The sequence below is a fragment of the Spongiactinospora sp. TRM90649 genome (genome assembly GCF_029382225.1).
Lineage (GTDB): Bacteria > Actinomycetota > Actinomycetes > Streptosporangiales > Streptosporangiaceae > Spongiactinospora.
Genome location: NZ_JARLTC010000057.1, coordinates 1 through 14,651 on the forward strand (window position 1 = coordinate 1; position 14,651 = coordinate 14,651).

The following is a 14,651-nucleotide window of genomic DNA, read 5'->3' on the forward strand; positions in this document are numbered from 1 at the left end:
GTCAAGCGGCTCAAGCGCGCCGCCGAACTCCAGCAGGGCGCCGGGGTGGAGCTGGTGAAGTTCCACGCCCAGTTCCGCAAGGAGTTCGTGGACATCCTCCCGCACGCCAAACCCGACAAGCGGAGCAGCACCTTCGACTGGAACAAGGACGACTGATCATGGCGACCCGCACAAGCGGTAAGGACCTGGTGTCGCTGGAGACCGAATCCAGCCTTTCCAAGGTGGCGGCCAAGGAGGTGTCCAAAGCCGTCACCCTGGCCGCCCCGTGGGTGGTCGCCCTGTTCGGCTACGGTCTGGCCACCGCGTTGCACTTCATCCTCTACAGCCCCGGCATGCTCGCCGTGTGGTCCAGCGTGGTCACGGTGTGCGCGATCGTGCTGACCGGGGTGGCGTTCGGGCAGTCCCACGCCCGCGGCCCGTGGGGCAAGACCCACACCACCGTGAGCACCTTCCTGGCCGGGATGTGGACCGTCGCCGTGGTCATCACCGGCCCGGCCCATCCGATCGTGTGGCGGCTCGGCGTGGTCGGCGGCATCACCATGGCCCTGTCGTGGAACATCCGCTCGGTGATCCGGATGAAGGGCTGGGACAACCCGGGCGCGGTCTCCGACCCGCTCGCCTTCCTGTTCGGCAAGGGCGCGGAGAAGGCGGGCATGCCGGGAGTGGCGGCCACGACGACGAAGGCCACCGACCACAAGACAGAGTTCGAGGTTCAGCTCCAGCCCGGCAAGCAGACGCCGGATGACCTGCAACGCAAGCTGGGCTATGTCGAGTCGGGCATGGGCCTGCCCCCGGGGTCGCTCACCACCACCGCCGACCCTGATGACGCGTCCAAGGCCCGGGGGTGGCATCCGACCCCAGGGTGATGAAACACCCGATCGTCTGGCCCGGCCCCTCCCGCCCCGCTCACAGCGTGGCCGACCCGATCCGGCTCGGACTGTGGCAGGACCTGGACGAGATCGAATACACGATCGTGGGCCACCACCTTCAGATCATGGGCAAGACCGGCGCGGGCAAGAGCATCGGCGGGGCCTGGAACTACCTCGCCGAGGTCGTCTCCCGCGCCGACGTGGCGGTGTTCGCCGCCGACATCACCAAAGGCGAACAGACCCTCGGTCCCCTGCGGGAAGCGCTGCACCGGTTCGAGACCACCAAGGACGGCACCCGGAAGATGCTGTCCGAGCTGCACGCCCAGGTCAACCCCCGCACCGATCATCTCGCCGCCAAGGGGCTGGCCACCTGGAAACCGGGCTGCGGGCTCACGTACTGGCTGGTCTGGCTGGAGGAGTTCCCCGACATCTTCGACGCCCTGCCGGACAAGGAACAGGAGGCGTTCTTGTCCATGCTGAAGGCCATCCGCTCCGCCGGGGGCACGATCGTCATGAGCCTGCAGCGCTCGGACTACACCCAGATGCCGACCCTCGCCCGCGGCCAGCTCGCCAAGATGTGCTTCGGCGTGGACAACACCCAAGACGCCTCGTTCGGGCTGTCAGAGGCCCAGCAGGACGCCGGGGCACGCCCGGAGCTGTGGGCCAGCAAACAGCCCGGCATGGCCTACCTGGACGCCCCGTCCATCCCGGACGGGCGGATCGCACTGCCGCTGCGCACCTACGCCTGGGGCATCGATACGGCCGGGAACTTCGACGACCGGCAGGCCAGCCAGGCGATGCGCGCCCACGCCGCCGCCCACCCTGCGGCGGCCAAGACCGTGGACACGACCACGGCATGGCTGTCCCGCCTCACCGGCGGCCCCGGCGCTCTGGGCGCCCCGGCCGCACCGGCGGCGCTGGACGCGCCACGACACGACCGGCCAGACAACGCCACCGGCCACGACCACCGGGACGAGAGCGAGGAGGACATGCAGAACGTCACCGGCGAGTACCTGAGCACCGATGACCCCGACCCCGGCGTCAGAGCCGGGATCGATGACGAGATCCCCGACATCGACGACGGCGGCCCGCCGCCCATCACCTTCACCGGCCCGCCCCGGCAGATGACCAACGAGGAACGCGGCGCCGTCCTGATGGCCCGGCTGCACCAGATCTACGACGCCGGGGGCCGGGAGGTCGGCACGGGCGACTTCAAAGACCTGTGGGAGAGCACCGACATCAGCAGGGCGTGGTTCCAAAAGCAGATGAAACGCCTGTCGGCGGCGGGGATCATCGGCCCCTACGACGACGACCGGCAGCGGTATCCCCTGCCACAGCGACCGGCGGCCTGACCGACTACACCCGTCAGCGCCGAGGGCCAGGCACCGCGTCCGCCCCACGCGCGTACGGCTGCGCGTGGGCTGCGCGCGACCCGCTTGTTGATCTTCCCGCCACGGGGGGCCACGCCCCCGGAGGCGAGGGGCCACGCATGAGGGCCACGGGGGGCCACAGGGGGGCCACACCGGGGGGCCACGGCAGGGGCCACGCCCCGTGGCCCCCCGCCTGACCTGTAACCCTCCCCCCAACCCCCCGCCCGTGGCCCCCAAGCAGGGGCCACGCGATCAACCTCACCACCCGACGAAAGGCGATACCGCCATGCCGCAACTGCGCCTGATGGGCGATGACCCCGAGCACGTCGAACAGGTCCTCGCGATCCTGTTGCCGCTCCTCACCGGCGATCCACGACTGATCGTCGGAGACCCTGCCCGGCTGCGCCACCGTGGCGGCGGCGGCCGGATCGTCATCGACGTCAGCGCCGCCCACCGCACCCGGCCCGAAGGTCCCATCCGCGTTCGCGCCGAACGCGTCGATGACCGGCCCGCGCCCGGCCCGGCGGCCCGGCCGCGTACCCGACGCGGCCCCACCCCGCCCGCGCTGCCGCCCGCAACGGAGGAAGGACGGTGATCCTCGCCCTGTACGCCGGGCCGGGCGGCATGGACCAAGGCGCACGGATCCTCGGCATCGACGAGCCGATCCACGGCCACGACATCGACACCGACGCGTGCGCCACCGCGACCGCGGCCGGGTTCCACCGCACCCGGGCCGACGTCCCCCAACTCGACCCCGAGCACTTCCCCAAGGTGACCGGCGCCGTCATCACCCCGCCGTGCCCCACCTTCAGCACCGCCGGCAAACGCTCGGCGCTACACGACCGCGACCGACACGCCATCGCGCTCGCGCTCGCGCGGCTCGGCGACAGCCACGCCGGACTCGGCGCGGAGAGCGCCTACGCCCAGGTGTACCGCCACGTCCAGGACACCCGCTCGGCGCTGGTGGTGGAAGCGCTGCGATTCGCGTTGCGGCTGCCGAACGTGCAATGGGTGATCGCCGAACAAGTCCCCGCCGTCGCGGCCATCTGGCAGGAGACCGCCTCCGAACTGGCCGCCGCCGCCGACTTCGAGCACTGCGCGGTCATCACCCTGGCCGCCGACGATCTCGGCGTGGCCAGCCGCCGTACCCGCGTCTTCCTGATCGCCGCCCGCGACCACACCCCCGACCTCACCGGCCTGCCGATGCGCGAGTGGTGGAGCTGCGGCAGGTTCGGCGCTCCCCGCCTGCACCCACCCCTCACCGGCCCCTTCCCGCCCACCACCATGGCCGACGCGCTGCACTGGGCCGCCGGGGAACGCGTCAACACCCGTGGCGCCCGGCGCACCAGCGGCGGCAATGAGTTCCCCGCCGACCGGCCCGCCTGGTGCCTGACCGAGAAGGCCCGCTCATGGACACGGGTATCCGACGGCGCCCGGCTCACCCCCGCTCAGGCGGGCCTGCTCACCGGCTTCCCCGCCTTCTACCCCTGGCACGGCTCCCGCTCCAAACAGTTCCTACAAGCCGCCGACGTCATCGCCCCGCCGGTGGCCGCCGCCGTCCTCGGCGCCGTGCTCGGGCTGGACTGGCAACCCGCCGTCCGTGCCTACCTCGCCGCGCTCTACCCGGCCCGCACACCCATCACCGGCTACCTACAGCCGTACCTGTTCGAGGCGGTGGCATGACCACCGCTCCGAGAGACAGCCACCCGCCGAACGAGAAGGACGGCCTTCGCCCGCCGCCCTCCTTGGGCCTGACGGGCGTGCGGGACGGCGTAAACGTACCCGGTCGCTACGTCAAGACACTCCGGTGAAGCCGGGGTCCAGCAGGACATCGATGACCGCCCCGCCGTCTCCGTAGACCAGGGTGTCCGTATCCCAGTGGAGCTCGACATCGTCCAAGCCACGGGAGCGGATCAGGTTGTCGTAGTTCTTCAGCGCAATCCGCGTCTCTTCGGTCATGACTCCGAGGCTAACGACGACCCCCGCATCGGGGGAGGGGAGGATCATGTGACCGCCACCGCCCAAGACCGGCCGCACCTGGCCGCCGCCCTGAGACTGGCGGGCCGTGGCCTGAAGGTCTTCCCGTGCATTCCCGGCAGGAAGCAACCGATCGGGCGACTTGTCCCTGACGGCTTCCTCGGAGCGAGCGCCGATATTGAGTTGGTCTCGCGCTGGTGGGCGGCCTGCCCGGATGCCAACATCGGCCTGCCCACCGGAGATGGCTCCTTCGACGTCCTGGACGTGGACGTCAAACCGGAAGGCACCGGATATCCCGCACTCAACCGCCTCAAAGCCGCCGCCGTGATCCCGCCGCCGCTCGCCGTCGTGGCCACCCCATCCGGCGGGCTGCACTGCTACTACCCCGGCACCGCCCAGCGGTGCGGCTCCCTGAAAGCCCGCTTCCTGGACTTCAAGGCCGCCGGCGGATACGTCCTCGTGCCGCCCAGCATCGTGGACGGCACGTCATACCGACTGATGTCTGCCCCCGCCACCACGCGAGACCAACTCAATTGGGCCGCAGTCCGCGCCCACCTCACACCGGCCCACCCTGCCCGGCCACAGCCCGCCACCCCCACCGGCGCGGCACCGATGGCCGATGCGGGCATCGGCGGGCTGGCCCGCTGGCTGTCCACCCGGACCAAACCCGGCCGCAACCAAGCCCTGTTCTGGGCGGCCTGCCGCGCCATCGAAAACGGCGCCCGCGAGAGCGACCTGCACCGCTTGTACGCCGCGATGCGGTTCGGCGACGGATTCGACGAACGCCAGGCCGCCCGCACCGTGGCCGACGCCATGCGCGCCCTCCGGCCGACCGCATGACCCGCCCCAGCCCCGCACCCGCACCCGCACCCGCACCCGCACCCGCACCCGCACCCGAAGGAGACGACCCCGTGCCCCAACCCGACCCGGACGGCGCCGCACTGCTGGACGCGATGCTCGCCGCGCTGCTCCGGTATGTGATCCTGCCCAGCCCGCACGCCGCCGACGCCGTGGTGTTGTGGATCGCCGCGACCCACGCCCAACCGGCGTGGGCGCACGCGCCCCGGCTGGTCATCCGCGCCCCGGAGAAACGCTGCGGGAAATCCCGGCTGCTGGACGTGGTCGAGGCGACCTGCCATGAGCCGTTCATCACCGTGAATTCCAGCTCAGCGGCGGTCTACCGGTCGATCTCGGAGGACCCGCCGACCATGCTCGTAGACGAAGCCGACACCATCTTCGGCCCCAAAGCCGATGGCAACGAAGACCTGCGCGGCCTGCTGAACGCCGGGCACCAGCGCAACCGCCCCGCCAAGCGATACGACGCCAACGCCAACCGCGTCGAGTCCATCCCAACGTTCGCGATGGCCGCGCTCGCCGGGATCGGTGCGATGCCCGACACGATCGAAGACCGCGCCATCGTGGTGCGGATGCGCCGCCGCGCCCCCGGCGAAACCGTCGCGCCTTACCGGCACCGCCGCGACCGGCCCCCGCTCCGCCAGCTGGCCACCCAGCTCCGCGCGTGGCTCCGCGCCGACCTGCCCACCCTGGAAACCGCCGAACCCGCCATGCCCGTGGAAGACCGCGCCGCCGACACCTGGGAACCCCTGGTCGTCGTCGCCGACCACGCCGGCGGGCACTGGCCCGAGCGCGCCCGCGCCGCCGTCCTCGCGCTGACCGCCGAAGCCGACGACTCTAGCCAGCCATCCGCCCGGGTACGGCTGCTGGCCGACTGCCGCACCGCGTTCGCCAACGATCCCGCGCTCCCGACCGTGACCCTGCTGGAACGCCTCAAAGCCGACCCCGAAGCCCCATGGGCCGACTACGGCCCGGCCGGGCTCACCGCGATGAAACTCGGCGTGATCCTGCGCGAATACGAGATCCGATCGGCCAACATCCGCTTCACCGACGGCACTCAAGCGAAGGGGTACCAGCGAGCCGATTTCACGGACGCGTGGGCGCGGTATTGCCCCACACCGGTACCCGCCGAGCCCCCGTCCGGCAGCGAGATTCCGCTCTTTGAGGGGGGTAGCCGTCCCAGCCGTCCCAGTCTCGTCATCGCAGGTCAGCGCGGGACGGCTTCCGACCGTGGGACGGCTTAGCCGTCCCAGCGAAACAAGCCGTCCCAGCCTGACCAGCACAAATGATGCTGGGACGGCTGGGACGGCTACCCCTCCCCAAACCGTCACGACGCACTCCCGGCGTCCGCCCCACCATGCGGAAAGGAACGCGCCCGATGCCCACCGTCGCCCGTCTTCGCGCGATGCTCACCGTTCCCGAACTCTGCGCCGAACTCCAGATCTCCCGATCCACCTTCTACGACTGGCGCCAGAAAGGCCGCGCGCCGAAGTGCATCAAGCTCCCGAACGGCGATCTCCGTATCCGCCGCACCGACTTTGACCGCTGGCTGAACACCCGGGAGGACGCCGCCTGATGAAGGACTCCACCTATGACGTCCGCCTCTACAAGACCGAGGTCCGAAAGAACTCGGCCGGAAAGGTCACGTCCTACCGCGTCCGCTGGTCCACGGCGGGCAAGCCGTGGAAAAGGACCTTCCAGAAGATCGGGCAGGCCGACGCCTACCGCAGTGGACTTGTGACCGCTGCACGCCAGGGAGAGCCGTTCAGCCTCCTGACCGGCGAGCCCTGCAAATGGGGCCGCGCCGCGAAACCCGAAATGAGCTGGTACGACTTCGCATGCAAGTTCGCCGACTTCAAGTGGAAAACCGCTTCGGCGAAATATCGACAGGACATCGCCCGCGCACTCACCGCCGCCACTCCCGCTCTACTGGCAGACGACGACGGCAAACCCGATGACCTTGCCCTCCGCACGGCCATGCGTCGGTGGGCCTTCAACACCAAACAGCGCACAGAGGCTCCCGAGGACAAAGCGGAAGTACTCGCGTGGCTGGCCGGGAAACACTCTGCCGGTTGACGCACTCAGCGAGGCGGCAACCGTGCGTGCGGTTCTCTCCGCCGCTAGCTCGCGTCTGGACGGCAAGCAGGCTGCCACGAGCACAGTCCTCCGGAATAAGACCATTCTTCAGAACGCCATGGACTACGCCGTAGAGCTGAAGCTCTTGGACTCCAACCCGATCAAAGCCCTTAAGTGGAGGCCGCCCAAAATCACCTACGAAGTGGACCGGCGTAGCGTCGTCAACCACACCCAAGCGCGTCGTCTGCTGGCTGAGGTCAAAGCGCAGAAGCCGAGCGGAGGGCGACTCGTGGCGTTCTTCGGTGTGATGTACTACGCCGGTCTACGGCCGGAAGAAGTCGTCAACCTCCGATGGGAAAACGTCATCGTTCCCGGGCTGGTAGCCGATCCCGAGACCGACAGGATGGAGCCACCTGCCGACGATTGGGGAGAGCTCCACTTCGCGAGCGCGGCCCCGTTCGCCGGGCGCGAGTGGACCGATGACGGCAATCTCCGAGAGCAACGCGCTCTCAAGCATCGCAGCGAAGGCCAGACACGAACGGTTCCCTGTCCTCCCGCACTGACCAGGCTTCTGCGCGCCCATATGACCGCATTCGACATCGGTCCCGGAGACCGGCTGTTCACGGGAGTGCGCGGGGGTGAGCTGCCCAGCATCACGTATCGCCGCGTGTGGAGCAGAGCACGCGAAAAGGTCCTGACCCAGCGCGAAGCCGGGTCGCCATTGGCCCAGCGCGTCTATGACCTCCGACACGCCTGCGTCTCCACATGGCTCAATGCCGGCGTGCCCGCCACGCAGGTAGCCGAGTGGGCGGGGCACAGTGTGGAAGTCCTGCTCAGGGTCTACGCCAAGTGCATCGTCGGTCAGGACGTCGCGGCCAGGCGACGCATCGCCGAAGCCCTCGGGGAAGACATCCCCTGAGCGGAGGGGGACACGCGGGCAGAGATTGGGCAGAGACACCCGTAAACGATCGGTAGCAGTCGTAGACAGCCGGACACCGCAAGAGAGCCCCTGAGCGCGCCAGCACTGGTCAGGGGCTCTTTCGGCGTGGTGTGGGTGGGCGCGCCCTGAGGGATTCGAACCCCCGACCGTCGGATTAGAAGTCCGATGCTCTATCCAACTGAGCTAAGGGCGCCGGGAATGGCCGCTGACCAGAGGGTCCCGTGACCATCTGTGAAGGTAGCATATCCGCACACCGGGCGTACAGCATCGGATTTGGGTGGAGGCGGATCGTGGCCAAGGCGATGGGTCAGGCGTCGCGCGCACCGCAGTTGCTCGACTTGGTCTCCTCGTGGGAGCTGCGGTTGCGGGCGGACGGCAAGGCCGGCGGTACCGTGCGGAGCTACCTGGACTCGGTACGCGCCCTTTCCCATTATCTCGCCGCGCAGCGGATGCCGGTGGAGATCGAGGGGGTCGGGGCCGAGCACGTCGGAGCGTTCCTGGCCGCGAGCACGGCGGCCACCAGCGCGGGCAACGCGCACAAGCACTTCCGCAATCTGCGGGTGTTCTTCAACTGGCTGGTGGCGGACGGCGAGCGGGCGGCCGGGTCACCGATGGCCGGGATGGAGGGCCCCGCCGTGGCGCCCGCGCCCGCGCGGGCGTTGTGCGGCGAGGAGATGACCGCGTTGCTCGCGGTGTGCTCCGGGGACACGTTCGAGTGCCGTCGTGACACCGCGATCGTGCGGATCCTGATGGACAACGGGATGCGGCTGTCCTGGCTGGCCGGGCTGCGGTACAGCGGCGCAGACGCCGAGGCCAACGACGTGTGGCCGGCGGCGCGGCGGCTGCGGGTCACGCTCGGCGACCACGCGCTGGCGGCGCCGATCGGCGATCAGGCGGCGGCGGCCGTCGATCGGTACCTGCGGGCGCGGGCGCGGCACCCGCACGCCATCTCGCCGTGGCTGTGGCTGCCGATGCGCGGGGCCACCGCGGCCGGGGGCGACCGGCGGCTGACCCCGACCGGGATTCAGCAGATGCTGGAGCGGCGGGGCCGGGAGGCGGGGGTGCGCGGCAGGCTGCACCCGCACCGGTTCAGGGAGACCGTGACCGGCGAGTATCTGCGGGCGGGCGGCGATCCGCGTGAGCTGATGCGGATCGTCGGTTGGCGGTCGATGGAGATGGCCCGCCGTCAGGCGAGAGCGGCGGAACGGGCGTCGGCGTACCCGGATGGATAGGGCGGACACCCCTTGACGGCCACATCGGCAGGCTTCACGCTCGGTAGTGAGACAGTGACCTTCGATCGGAGGCGAGGGAATGATACCTGGATGCGGAAATTGCAACTGCCAGGACGAAACACTGTTGGCGCTGTCCGGCATGTCGGGCCCGTTGGTCCACGTCAGCGACGACTGAGCAGCGGACGTGCCGTCGCCCCGGCCTCTCGGAGCACGAGGCCGGGGCGACGGCACGTCACCGGTCGATCGATCAGCCGTCGAGGCGGACCGGAAGCCGGGCCAGGCGCCATGAGCTGGGCAGGTACTGGCGTTCGAGCGCGTCCGGTTCGACGGCCAGCGCGAGCCCCGGGTAACGGCGGAACAGCGCGCTGAAGGCGACCTCGCCCTCCTGCCTGGCCAGTGCCGCGCCGAGGCAGTAGTGCAGACCCGCCCCGAAGCCGACGTGGGTCTCGCGGTGCCCCTCCGGCTCGCGGGCGATGTCGAGCCGGTCGGGGTCGCCGAACCGGCGCGGGTCGTAGTTGGCGGCCACCAGCATCGCCATGACCGGCTCGCCCCGGCCGATCTTCACGCCGCCGATCTCGACGGCCTCGGTCGCGTAACGCAGGCGGGCCCCCTGGACCGGACCGCACCAGCGCATGAGCTCGTGGACGGCCCGCGGCACCAGCTCCGGCTCCGCCCGCAGCCGGGCGAGCTGGTCGGGATGGGTGAGCAGGGCCACGGTGCCGTTGCCGATCAGGTGGGCGGTGGTCTCGTGCCCGGCCAGCACGAGCGTGAGCACCATGGTGATCAGTTCGTCGGTGCCGAGCCGGTCGCCGTCCTCGTCGTGGACCCTGATGAGGGCGGTCAGCAAATCCTCGGCGGGCTCCTCGCGCCGCCGCGCGACCATGACCTCGATGTGGTCGACCATCGCGACCAGCGCCCCGGACATCGCGCCCGGCTCCAGGGACAACAGCCCCCGGCCCCAGTCGTGCCAGGAGGCGCGGTCCTCCTCGGGGATGCCGACCAGCTCGCAGATCACCGTGATCGGCAGCGGGTAGGCGAAGTGCTCCAGGAGGTCGACCACGCCGTCGGGACCGGCCTTGCCAGGCAGTGCGGCGAGCAGGCCCTCGGTGATCTCCTCCACCCTCGGGCGGAGTTCGAGCACCCGCCGGGCGGTGAAGGCGCGGGAGACCAGACGGCGCAGCCGCAGGTGGTCGGCGCCGTCGGCGTCGAGGATGCTGTCCAGCACGTACTTGGCGTACTCCTGCGGGATGCCCCGGGCCTGGACCACCTTCTCCCGCAGGTTGGCGACCTCGCCGCCGGGGACGGCGGCCGGGTCGTTCACGAACCGCTGATCGCTGAGCACCGTCTTGACGTCATCGTATCTGGTGACGAGCCAGACGGGGGTGTCCTGTCCGAGGATGACGCCCTGGGTGGCGGGTGCCTCCTCCCGGATGCGCGAGTAGCCCTGGAACGGGTCTCGCAGCAGGTCGGGGTCCATCATGTCGATGGGGCCCGTGCCGCTGGGAGTGCTCATCTCTACCCTCCGCTGGATCAGTTGGACGTGCGCCCGCCGATCTCGGTCTCGAACCTCTCGTGCAGGCGCTGGAAGATGTCGGCGGCCTCCGCCGCCGCCGTTCGCATGGCCGCCGGATCGTGGGAGATCTCGAAGGACGAGCGGATGACGTCGGCGAGCGCGCCGGCGCACTCCTCGGGCTCAGGGATCTTCGCCGGGGTCACCGGTTCGACCGTGAGGAAGCCGGTGATGACGGCGGCCATGGCGTGCCGCTGCAGGGGAACGGGGGTGTCGTCGCGCACCAGGCCGTGCTCTCGGAGCACCGCGAGGTAGGCGTCGGTGGCCCGCATGCGCTCCTGGAACAGGTCGCCGGCCAGTTCGGCGGTGGTGCGCACGAGCGCGCCCAGGGTCTCCATGTCGCGGACCAGCACGGCGTGGATCACCGGGTCCTCGTGCGCCCACAGGTAGATCCGGCGGCACACGTCGCTGAGCAGCACCGTGGCCGGGTCGTCGCGCAGGTCTTCGACGAGCCGCGCGATCAGCCGGAACTGGGAGCGCATCACCACGTTGAGGAACAGTTCCTCCTTCGTGGCGAAGTGCAGGTAGATGGTGCCCTTGCCGACGCCCGCGCGGCGCGCGACGTCGTCGATCGTGACTCTGGCGTAGCCCCACGAGGCCAGGATCTCGGCCGCGGCGTCGAGGATCCGTTCCGCTCTCCGCCCGCGTTCGGACGAGGGCGGTTCCGGGGGCCGGCGTTCGACAGGTGCCACGTTCGGGATCCTCCGCTCCGACTGTATGACCAGAATCGCCAATCTGGTCAAAGCGTCATACGGTCACCGTAGCCCTCCCGGAACGGCCCGGCAACCGCGTGCGCCGGAAAAGGCGAGTGCCCGGCCCCTACCGTGGGGGCCGGGCACTCGTCCCAGAGATCAGCGTGCGGCGTGGGTCACCGTACGGCGCGCAGGGCGTCCACGATGCCGTAGCCGTAGAAGCCGTTGCGGGCCCGGTTGCCCTCGCAGGTGTGCGTGGCGGTCACCGTCGAACCGTCGGGCAGGTTCCTGGTGTAGGTGTACGCGGGCGGGTTCGGGCAGGCGGTCGCGTTGGCGGTGCCGGTCAGTACCCGCTCGACGACGTCGGGGCTGAGGGTCTTGCCACCGTGCCGCCTGTCGCGCTTGCCGTACTTGCTGACGATCAGTGCGGCCACGCCGGCGGCCCTGGGCGAGGCCATCGAGGTGCCCTGGGAGTAGGCGTAGTAGGCGCACACGCCGCGCTGGCAGTCGCGCACCAGGTGCGTGGCGGTGGGCTTGGGCGAACCGTCGGGGTTCAGCTCACCGCGCTCCTCTGCCAGCGACTTGGGGTAGGCCGCGAGCGTGGCCCTGGACAGGTCGCGGGTGTTGCCCGGCGTGTCGTACACGTCGCCGCCCGGCGCCGCGACGGTCACGTAGCCGTTGCCGTAGTCGGAGTAGTACGCCTTACGCTTGCTGATGCCGGTGGAGGAGACCGCGATCACGTGCTCGCCCTCGCTCGGCAGTGACACGCAGCTCGGCGGGATGGTCCGCTCGTACGGCTCCTCGCCGGGCACGCTGGCGAAGTCGGGGCTGGACGCGTCGATGATCGTCTTGGTGTAGTCGGTCGCCCCGTTGCCCGCGGCGGAGACCAGCGTGACGCCCTTGGCGTGCGCGTAGTTCAGCGCCCGCTGGGTGGCCTTGATCACGGTGGCCTGCTCGGCCCGGTCGGCCGGGGAGTCGGCGGGGTTGTCCGTGCAGTTGAACAGCCACGGGTCGATGTAGTAGCTCATGTTGACCACGTCGACGCCGACGTCGCCCGCGTAGGTCAGCGCGTCCACGCTGGGCTGCAGGAAGAAGTAGCCGGAGTCCTGGCCCGCCCGCAGGTTCACGATCGAGACCTTGGGGGCCACACCCGCGATGCCGAGCTTGTTGATCGGCGCGGCGATGGAGGACGCCACGTGCGTGCCGTGGTCGTTCTCGTCCACGTCGGCGGCGTCGTTGCAGGAGCGGTCGGCCTCGGCCTCACAGGGGCCGTCCACCTCGGCGCCGTTGGCGTCCACCGGGATGTCCACGGTGAAGTTACGGCTCAGCTTGCGGTTGAAGTTGGGCGCGATGTCCGGGTGCGAGCCGTCCACGCCCGTGTCCAGGATGCCGACCAGCACGCCGGGGTCGCCCTGCTCATGGCGGTAGGAGCCCTCGGCGGTGGCGTTCATCTGCTTGAGGTCCCACTGCAGGTTCGACAGCGGCTCGGCCTTCGCCGACGGCCGGCCGAAGTCGGTCCCGGCCTTCGCGCCGTGCCCGGCCTTCTCGACGGCCCTGCGCTCGATGGCCTTGCGGGCCGCGCCGGTGGCGGCGGCACGCGCGGGCGCGGACCCGATGGAGCGGTTGTGGGCGACGCCCTCGACCGCCCCGCTCTCCTGTACGGCACGCGCGAAATCGGTGTTCGCGGTGCTGATGGTGGCCAGGCCGACCGCGGTGTTCTCCGCGAGAACGGTGCCACCCGCAGCCTGGATGGCCTGTTTGGCCGCCCCGGCGTCGGCGCCTTCTTTGTAAAGGACCACGTATTCCGACGCCTGCGCCGTCTGCTGGGCGGCCTGGGCCGGGACCAGCACGGTCGACAGGGCCAGAGCGGTGGCTGCGCCGATTAGAATGCTGCGCTTCACACATACCTCCGTGTGTCACAGGACATGTGTGTAAATCTGGGTTCAACAGCCATCACGGGGCCAGTGTTACGGCAATTCGCTATCAAGGCGTGACATTTGATGGTGGAAAATGTTTCGCGCGCTCAGGGTGTCCCGGCGGACGCCAGCCAGGCGTCGATCTCGCCCTCCAGCCGCGCCTGCACGGACGGCGGGGCGAAGCTCGCCCGCACCGAGGCACGGGCCAGATCGGCCATCACGTCGTCGTCGTAGCCGAACGCGGCGCGCGCCCGCGCGTACTCGTCGGTCAGCGTGGCGCCGGTCGCCGTGGGGATGTCGGTGTTGAGGGTCACCGTCAGCCCGGCCTCCCGCAGCCGCGGCAGCGGATGCTCGGCCAGCGACGGCACCAGCCCGAGCGCGACGTTCGACGACGGGCACACCTCAAGCGCGACGCCTCGCTCGCGGATCTCGGCCACCAGGTCGGGGTCGTCGAGGACCCGGATGCCGTGGCCGAGCCGTTCGGCGCGCCCCGGGCCGAGCGCCTCCCGGATGCTCGCGGGCCCCTCCATCTCCCCCGCGTGATGCGCCACCCGCACCCCCGCCTCGCGCGCCTCGCGGAAGATCTCCGCGAACGGCGCCAGCGAATGGGACTCCTCCCCCGCCACGCCGATCCCGACCACGCCGTCACCGGCGTGCGCGACGGCCAGGCCGAGCGTGCGCCTGGCCCGCTCCACCGACCGGCGGCGGGAGTGGTCCAGGATCACCCGGCACTCCACGCCGTGCTCGGCCCGCCCTTCGGCCAGCCCTTCCAGGACGGCCAGCAGCGGCATCGCCGGGTCGCCCAGCCGCTCGCCGTGCGCGGCGGCGGTGAAGGTGACCTCGGCGTACCGGGTGCCCTGGGCCGCCTCCCCTGCGCAGAACTCGCGGGCGATCCTGCGGAAGTCGCCGGGACGCCGCAGGCACTGACGCACCAGCGAGTTGCGGTCGGCGAACGCCCGGAACCCGGCGAAGCGCCCGCCGGAGCCCCCATCAGAGCCTTCGTCGGAGCCTTCGTCGGAGACCGGCACCGGCACCCCGTTGGCCGTCGCGATCTCGGCCAGGGTGTCCCACCTGACGGTGCTCTCCAGGTGAACGTGCAGATGGGCCTTGGGGAGGGTGGCGAGGTTCCGCATGCGCGCCAGCCTAGCGACGGG

15 protein-coding genes and 1 tRNA gene are annotated in these 14,651 nt (G+C 70.4%); 10 read left to right on the forward strand and 6 right to left on the reverse strand.

The window, feature by feature from the left end:
- Positions 1–158: 158 nt before the first annotated feature.
- From P3X83_RS41610 to P3X83_RS41625, 4 genes are all read left to right on the forward strand, one after another.
- On the forward strand, positions 159–866 hold the full coding sequence (locus P3X83_RS41610; RefSeq protein ID WP_277310958.1) for a hypothetical protein: 708 nt from the start codon (positions 159–161) through the stop codon (positions 864–866).
- Positions 866–2,221, forward strand: coding sequence for a hypothetical protein (locus tag P3X83_RS41615; protein ID WP_277310959.1), 1,356 nt, complete (start codon positions 866–868; stop codon positions 2,219–2,221). The genes P3X83_RS41610 and P3X83_RS41615 overlap by 1 nt, the downstream gene beginning before the upstream one ends.
- A gap of 304 nt (positions 2,222–2,525) precedes the next feature.
- On the forward strand, positions 2,526–2,834 hold the full coding sequence (locus tag P3X83_RS41620) for a hypothetical protein (RefSeq protein ID WP_277310960.1): 309 nt from the start codon (positions 2,526–2,528) through the stop codon (positions 2,832–2,834).
- The gene (locus P3X83_RS41625; RefSeq protein ID WP_277310961.1) at positions 2,831–3,922 is read left to right on the forward strand and encodes a DNA cytosine methyltransferase; all 1,092 of its coding nucleotides are present in this window, start codon (positions 2,831–2,833) and stop codon (positions 3,920–3,922) included. The genes P3X83_RS41620 and P3X83_RS41625 overlap by 4 nt, the downstream gene beginning before the upstream one ends.
- A 111-nt stretch (positions 3,923–4,033) precedes the next feature.
- On the opposite strand, the gene P3X83_RS41630 is transcribed toward P3X83_RS41625, so the two are convergent.
- Positions 4,034–4,198 carry a hypothetical protein gene (locus tag P3X83_RS41630; RefSeq protein WP_277310962.1) on the reverse strand — a complete coding sequence of 55 codons (165 nt, stop codon included), beginning with the start codon at positions 4,196–4,198 and terminating at the stop codon, positions 4,034–4,036.
- A gap of 48 nt (positions 4,199–4,246) precedes the next feature.
- Here P3X83_RS41630 and P3X83_RS41635 point away from each other — a divergent pair, with 48 nt between their 5' ends.
- The 5 genes from P3X83_RS41635 to P3X83_RS41655 all read left to right on the forward strand — a co-directional run bounded on the left by P3X83_RS41635 (position 4,247) and on the right by P3X83_RS41655 (position 8,066).
- Entirely contained in the window at positions 4,247–5,056 is an 810-nt protein-coding gene (locus P3X83_RS41635; protein WP_277310963.1) for a bifunctional DNA primase/polymerase, read from the forward strand.
- A gap of 71 nt (positions 5,057–5,127) precedes the next feature.
- Positions 5,128–6,315: a DUF3631 domain-containing protein gene (locus P3X83_RS41640; protein WP_277310964.1), complete on the forward strand. Its 1,188-nt coding sequence runs from the start codon at positions 5,128–5,130 to the stop codon at positions 6,313–6,315.
- A 134-nt stretch (positions 6,316–6,449) separates the two neighbouring features.
- The gene (locus P3X83_RS41645; RefSeq protein ID WP_277310965.1) at positions 6,450–6,647 is read left to right on the forward strand and encodes a helix-turn-helix domain-containing protein; all 198 of its coding nucleotides are present in this window, start codon (positions 6,450–6,452) and stop codon (positions 6,645–6,647) included.
- Entirely contained in the window at positions 6,647–7,147 is a 501-nt protein-coding gene (locus tag P3X83_RS41650; protein WP_277310966.1) for a hypothetical protein, read from the forward strand. The genes P3X83_RS41645 and P3X83_RS41650 overlap by 1 nt, the downstream gene beginning before the upstream one ends.
- 22 nt (positions 7,148–7,169) lie before the next feature.
- Positions 7,170–8,066 carry a tyrosine-type recombinase/integrase gene (locus P3X83_RS41655; protein WP_277310967.1) on the forward strand — a complete coding sequence of 299 codons (897 nt, stop codon included), beginning with the start codon at positions 7,170–7,172 and terminating at the stop codon, positions 8,064–8,066.
- A gap of 140 nt (positions 8,067–8,206) precedes the next feature.
- Here the strand turns inward: P3X83_RS41655 and P3X83_RS41660 are convergent.
- A tRNA-Arg gene (locus P3X83_RS41660) sits at positions 8,207–8,280 on the reverse strand.
- Positions 8,281–8,377: 97 nt separating this feature from the next.
- Between P3X83_RS41660 and P3X83_RS41665 the strand changes: the two genes are divergently transcribed.
- Complete coding sequence (locus P3X83_RS41665) at positions 8,378–9,319, forward strand: tyrosine-type recombinase/integrase (protein WP_277310968.1); 942 nt, start codon at positions 8,378–8,380, stop codon at positions 9,317–9,319.
- Between the two features lie 247 nt (positions 9,320–9,566).
- On the opposite strand, the gene P3X83_RS41670 is transcribed toward P3X83_RS41665, so the two are convergent.
- The 4 genes from P3X83_RS41670 to add all read right to left on the reverse strand — a co-directional run bounded on the left by P3X83_RS41670 (position 9,567) and on the right by add (position 14,630).
- Complete coding sequence (locus P3X83_RS41670) at positions 9,567–10,832, reverse strand: cytochrome P450 (RefSeq protein WP_277310969.1); 1,266 nt, start codon at positions 10,830–10,832, stop codon at positions 9,567–9,569.
- A 17-nt stretch (positions 10,833–10,849) separates the two neighbouring features.
- On the reverse strand, positions 10,850–11,581 hold the full coding sequence (locus P3X83_RS41675; RefSeq protein ID WP_277310970.1) for a TetR/AcrR family transcriptional regulator: 732 nt from the start codon (positions 11,579–11,581) through the stop codon (positions 10,850–10,852).
- A gap of 176 nt (positions 11,582–11,757) precedes the next feature.
- The gene (locus P3X83_RS41680; RefSeq protein ID WP_277310971.1) at positions 11,758–13,482 is read right to left on the reverse strand and encodes a S8 family serine peptidase; all 1,725 of its coding nucleotides are present in this window, start codon (positions 13,480–13,482) and stop codon (positions 11,758–11,760) included.
- A 122-nt stretch (positions 13,483–13,604) separates the two neighbouring features.
- Complete coding sequence (add, locus tag P3X83_RS41685) at positions 13,605–14,630, reverse strand: adenosine deaminase (protein WP_277310972.1); 1,026 nt, start codon at positions 14,628–14,630, stop codon at positions 13,605–13,607.
- Positions 14,631–14,651 lie beyond the last annotated feature (21 nt).

Coding starts and splice junctions, on each gene's coding strand:
- P3X83_RS41610 (WP_277310958.1), top strand. CDS start 159: ATGGCGACCCGCACAAGCGGTAAGGACCTGGTGTCGCTGGAGACCGAA.
- P3X83_RS41615 (WP_277310959.1), top strand. CDS start 866: ATGAAACACCCGATCGTCTGGCCCGGCCCCTCCCGCCCCGCTCACAGC.
- P3X83_RS41620 (WP_277310960.1), top strand. CDS start 2,526: ATGCCGCAACTGCGCCTGATGGGCGATGACCCCGAGCACGTCGAACAG.
- P3X83_RS41630 (WP_277310962.1), bottom strand. CDS start 4,198: ATGACCGAAGAGACGCGGATTGCGCTGAAGAACTACGACAACCTGATC.
- P3X83_RS41645 (WP_277310965.1), top strand. CDS start 6,450: ATGCCCACCGTCGCCCGTCTTCGCGCGATGCTCACCGTTCCCGAACTC.
- P3X83_RS41650 (WP_277310966.1), top strand. CDS start 6,647: ATGAAGGACTCCACCTATGACGTCCGCCTCTACAAGACCGAGGTCCGA.
- P3X83_RS41670 (WP_277310969.1), bottom strand. CDS start 10,832: ATGAGCACTCCCAGCGGCACGGGCCCCATCGACATGATGGACCCCGAC.
- add (WP_277310972.1), bottom strand. CDS start 14,630: ATGCGGAACCTCGCCACCCTCCCCAAGGCCCATCTGCACGTTCACCTG.